This window comes from Methylocystis silviterrae (genome assembly GCF_013350005.1).
GTDB lineage: Bacteria > Pseudomonadota > Alphaproteobacteria > Rhizobiales > Beijerinckiaceae > Methylocystis > Methylocystis silviterrae.
The window spans coordinates 1-4,234 of the sequence record NZ_JABVWW010000048.1 but is presented as its reverse complement, the minus strand read 5'-3'; the positions used below and the strand labels follow the sequence as shown (position 1 = coordinate 4,234).

General features: G+C 58.0%; 3 protein-coding genes. All 3 read right to left on the bottom strand.

Going from position 1 to position 4,234, the window contains the following annotated elements; all coding sequences use genetic code 11:
• Nucleotides 1-269: 269 nt before the first annotated feature.
• Nucleotides 270-1,388 (bottom strand): PrnB family protein, encoded by a 1,119-nt coding sequence (locus tag HUN39_RS18850; RefSeq protein ID WP_210267064.1) that lies wholly within the window; start codon nucleotides 1,386-1,388, stop codon nucleotides 270-272.
• Nucleotides 1,389-1,628: 240 nt separating this feature from the next.
• Complete coding sequence (locus tag HUN39_RS18845; RefSeq protein ID WP_175095965.1) at nucleotides 1,629-1,928, bottom strand: putative quinol monooxygenase; 300 nt, start codon at nucleotides 1,926-1,928, stop codon at nucleotides 1,629-1,631.
• A gap of 128 nt (nucleotides 1,929-2,056) precedes the next feature.
• A complete protein-coding gene (locus HUN39_RS18840; protein ID WP_175095964.1) occupies nucleotides 2,057-4,054 on the bottom strand; it encodes an aconitate hydratase in 1,998 nt (665 codons plus the stop codon).
• Between the last annotated feature and the right edge of the window lie 180 nt (nucleotides 4,055-4,234).

Here is a 4,234-nt window from a genome sequence, read left to right as displayed (position 1 = left end):
GGCAAGTAAAGTTTCGATGTTGATCCGGACCTTTGGCCACGCCCAGACCGAGGTTTGGCCGGCGACCGAGTGGAACCGTTTCAAGGAAATCGTGCGGACGCTGTGAAAGCGCGCTGGACAGCATTGCCCAACAACGAGATGCTCGGAAAAGCCGCATCACATTCCGATTCCAACAATTCACTCCATGGGCAATCAAATCAGGCGAGCGTGCGCGGTGGCGCGTGATCAGATATCTACAAGTCCATCTTGCCGTGCACGTGGCCCACTGCTCAAAGAGAGTGCGCCTCGGTTTCGTCCAGCATCTGTCGTAGCCACTGCATATAAGGAGTGCCGCCCGTTCCGCGCGGGTCATCAGTCCAACGATTGATGTAATCCTCAGCCCAACTGTAATGGACCCGCCGGAAGGCCGCCATCGCCTCCAAGACAGCATTGTAGGCCTCCTTATGCATGGAACTGCGGATATCGGGCATAGCCTCGACCTCCTCGATTAGCGCCCGATGCTTGGCTGGCATGTATCTGCGCATATCGACGAGATGATCCGTGAGTACGGACCGCTGGTGGGGAATTTTCATAAAGGCGACGAGCGTCGGCATGATGCTGCTTTGTGCGCCTGTCTCGCCACGAAAGTGCATGGGGGTTTGGTCGATGCCTTCGTAAGTCACATTCTCGAAAAAGCGGATGTAAGGCCGGAAGGTCTTGTAATAGAGCTTGGAATCCATGTGCTCAGGAATGCGTTTGAGCACCTCTACCTGTCGTCGCATGGCCTTTTCGATGCGCCAAAGGTCAGCGCTAAGATCAGCAGCATTATCATCCATCAGCCTGCGCTTGATCGTCGCGATCGCTCTTAGAATGTCTGCTGCTATAGCCTCGATCTCGACATGCACCAGGATGAACCAGTGCTCGTCGTACAAATGGACGAAGTTCTGGATCGTGTCGATGTTCCCGAGCGCGATCGGCCCATCCTTGCGGAAGCGTTTCCAATTGTACAGCGCATAGCCATCGTAACTGAGGATCGGCGGGCGTCTGAGCCGTTTCGCCGCGTTAGTAAGCGGTTCGGCAAGGTTGCGGGGAAGAGACGTAGCCGGCTCTTGACCGACTTGGTTGACATAGGCAGAGGCCAGAAACCCGACCCGCACGTAATAAAGGCGAAGCTGCGGAAGAGTCATCTCCGAGATGGGTTCTTCCCACTTCGGAATGCGCAAGGCGCGTGCATAGGTTCGGAATCCTTTGTCATAAAGGAGGCTGGTTAGATCGCGCCCAATTTCGTCGAGCGCGGCATAGGGCGAACCCGACGGAAATGCGGCGAGCGGATCGGTTTCGGGAAGAAACCCGCGTCGCGCATATGTCGGCTTCAGCAGCTCACTCTCTTGAATCGTGATCGTCGGCAACTGCTGAACCACTCCTGTTGACTTCGACGAGCGCCAACGTAGCGACCCCGCTGCATACGAGAGCTCTCGGCGATCTCTAGGACTTTTGCGCATCCCCATTCCGCGCTAGGGCGACGCACGTCCGAGGCTGAACCGTGCGCACGCTCTGTTCGTCGATGATGCGAAGCAAAAGACCTTCAGCTGCAATAAGCAAAGCCGCGAACTACCCGCTCGGATGCAACGTCGGGGCGTTTTACGCGATCAGCCCAGCTTTGACGCCAGCACGTCAACTTTCTCAATTTTCGGCGGTTGTGAGAATAGCTCCGGCACCTTCGCCATGAGCGCTTTTGCGACCTCCCCAGCAAGATGAGCGTCTCTGCCGGCTTCGTCATGGAAGACATCAAAGATGCCGAAGGTGCTGGACGACATTCGGATCGCGAACCACGACACCGTGCCCGGCTCTGCTTCCACGAGGGGCAGCGCCGATTTCAGGAATGTTGCAACCTCGTGCTCCTTGCCAATCTTCGCCTCCAGCGTCGCCAAGATGCCAAAATTTACCATTGCGACCTCCTTAAGAATGTCGGCGACCGATCCTCGACGCCCTGTTGCGGCTTTTCAGTTCAACGCCATGCTCGCAGACGTAGCCGGGTAGCTGCAACGGTTGGCGCGCGTGTTCCACGGATATTCAGCTAGGCCGAGCGCCTCTCCGACGCCTCGTGCATATGGCGAAGGCGGCGTCGATGCGCAATCACGCCGCCATCGATAATGACAGCGATTTCCTCAGGCGTCAGGTGATGGACCGTTTCGACGACTCCGTTGCAGGTCGTAAAGACTATGGCCTCCCCATTCGTGAAGCTGCCGCGCAAGTTCTCGCAGTTCAACTTGTCGCCGATTTGCAGGCGGTCATAATCGTCATTGTGTACGAAGAGCAGCGGGAGAATGCCGTAATTAATGAGATTTTGGCGGTGAATGCGCGCGAAACTCTTAGCGATCACCACGCGCAGGCCAAGATAGCGCGGCGCCGCGGCGGCGTGTTCGCGCGATGATCCTTGACCATAATTCTCGCCGCCGATTACGACGTGCCCAAGCTCGGCGCCGAGCGCGCGGGCGCGACGTGAATAGTCCGGATCAATCGGTTCGAACGCGAAATCCGAGATCCGCACCAGATTTGAGCGGAAAGGCAGCACCTTGGCTCCTGCGGGAAGAATTTCGTCGGTTGATACGTCGTCGCCCATTTTCAACAAAATCTCCAACTCGACCTTGTCAGGGAGAGGATCAAAGTCCGGCAACGAATGAATATTGGCGCTCTTTTCCAAAAGAACGCGCTTCGCTACCGCTGGCGGCGGGGGCGGCTCAATCAGCGACAATTCGGACCTTGGCGCGGGCTCAACCATTTCCGGATAAGGAATGCCGATCTTGCGCGGGTCAGCGATGCAGCCTGCGAGGGCCGAAGCGGCTGCGGTTTCTGGTGAACAGAGAAAGACCGAATCTTCCTTCGTACCGGACCGTCCCGGGAAATTGCGCGGTGTCGTGCGCAAGGAATTGCGGCCGATCGCCGGCGCCTGGCCCATACCGATGCAGCCATTGCACCCTGTCTGATGAATGCGGGCGCCAGCGCCAAGAAGCGCCGCAAGCCGACGATCGTCAAGCAGCATCTGCAGCACTTCTCGCGACGTTGGATTCACGTCGAAGGAAACGGCAGGCGGGATTGTCCTGCCTCGAACCATTTCGGCGCATATAGCGAAATCCCGCCAACCCGGATTAGCGGAAGAACCGATATAGGCTTGGGCAATCTCCCGGCCTTCAACCTCGGTGACGGAAACGACCTTCCCGGGGCTGGAAGGCAGCGCAATCAGCGGCTCGAGCGCCGACAGGTTGATGCTGTCGTGGACATCATATTCACAGCCTTCATCTGCCGCGAGCGCTCGCCATTGCGCTTCGCGCCCGCGCGCGGCCATGAACGCGCGCGTTGCTTCGTCCGAAGGAAAAATCGATGTCGTCGCGCCGAGTTCCGCGCCCATATTGGCGATAACGTGGCGGTCCATCGCGGTAAGGCCAGCAAGGCCGCTTCCATAATACTCAATTATTTTTCCCACGCCGCCAGCGACGCCGTGACGACGCAGCATTTCGAGTATGACGTCCTTGGCGCTCACCCAGGCCGGTAGGGCGCCATTGAGCTCGACGCCGAATATCGCGGGCGTCTCAGTCACATAGGGCTCTCCCGCCATGGCCAGCGCTACATCGAGGCCGCCAGCGCCAATCGCCAGCATGCCAAGCGAACCGGCCGCCGGCGTATGGCTATCGGAGCCGAGCAGGGATTTCCCTGGCTGACCGAAGCGCTCCATATGCACGACGTGGCTGATGCCGTTGCCGGGCCGCGAATACCAAAGCCCAAATCGTCGGCAGGCGCTTTCCAGGAAGAGGTGATCTTCAGCGTTGAGATTGTCGACTTGTAGCAGATTGTGATCGACATATTGGACGCTGACCTCCGTTTTCACGCGATCAAGGCGCATCGCCTCAAGCGAAAGCATGGCGAGCGTGCCCGTGGCATCTTGCGTAAGCGTCTGGTCAATGTGCAATGCGAGCGGCGCGCCGATTTCCTTGCCGCCGTCGATACGGTGCAGATCGATCAGTTTCTTGGCGAGCGAACTTCTTTTCGATGACTTTAAAGCCGAAGCCTTGGCCAAGGTCGTTCCCCCGGAACATTCGTCAGAGCCCCCAGATAGAGCGCGGCGCCGATCAAGACAGCGCAGCAGTTAGGCAGAAAGCACCAAATTGTTCTTTGGGCGATCTAGGGTCCAGACTCATAACCAATAGCTGATTGTCGCGGCGATGCAGACGGCTGCGAGAAAGTTAGTCGCGCTTCG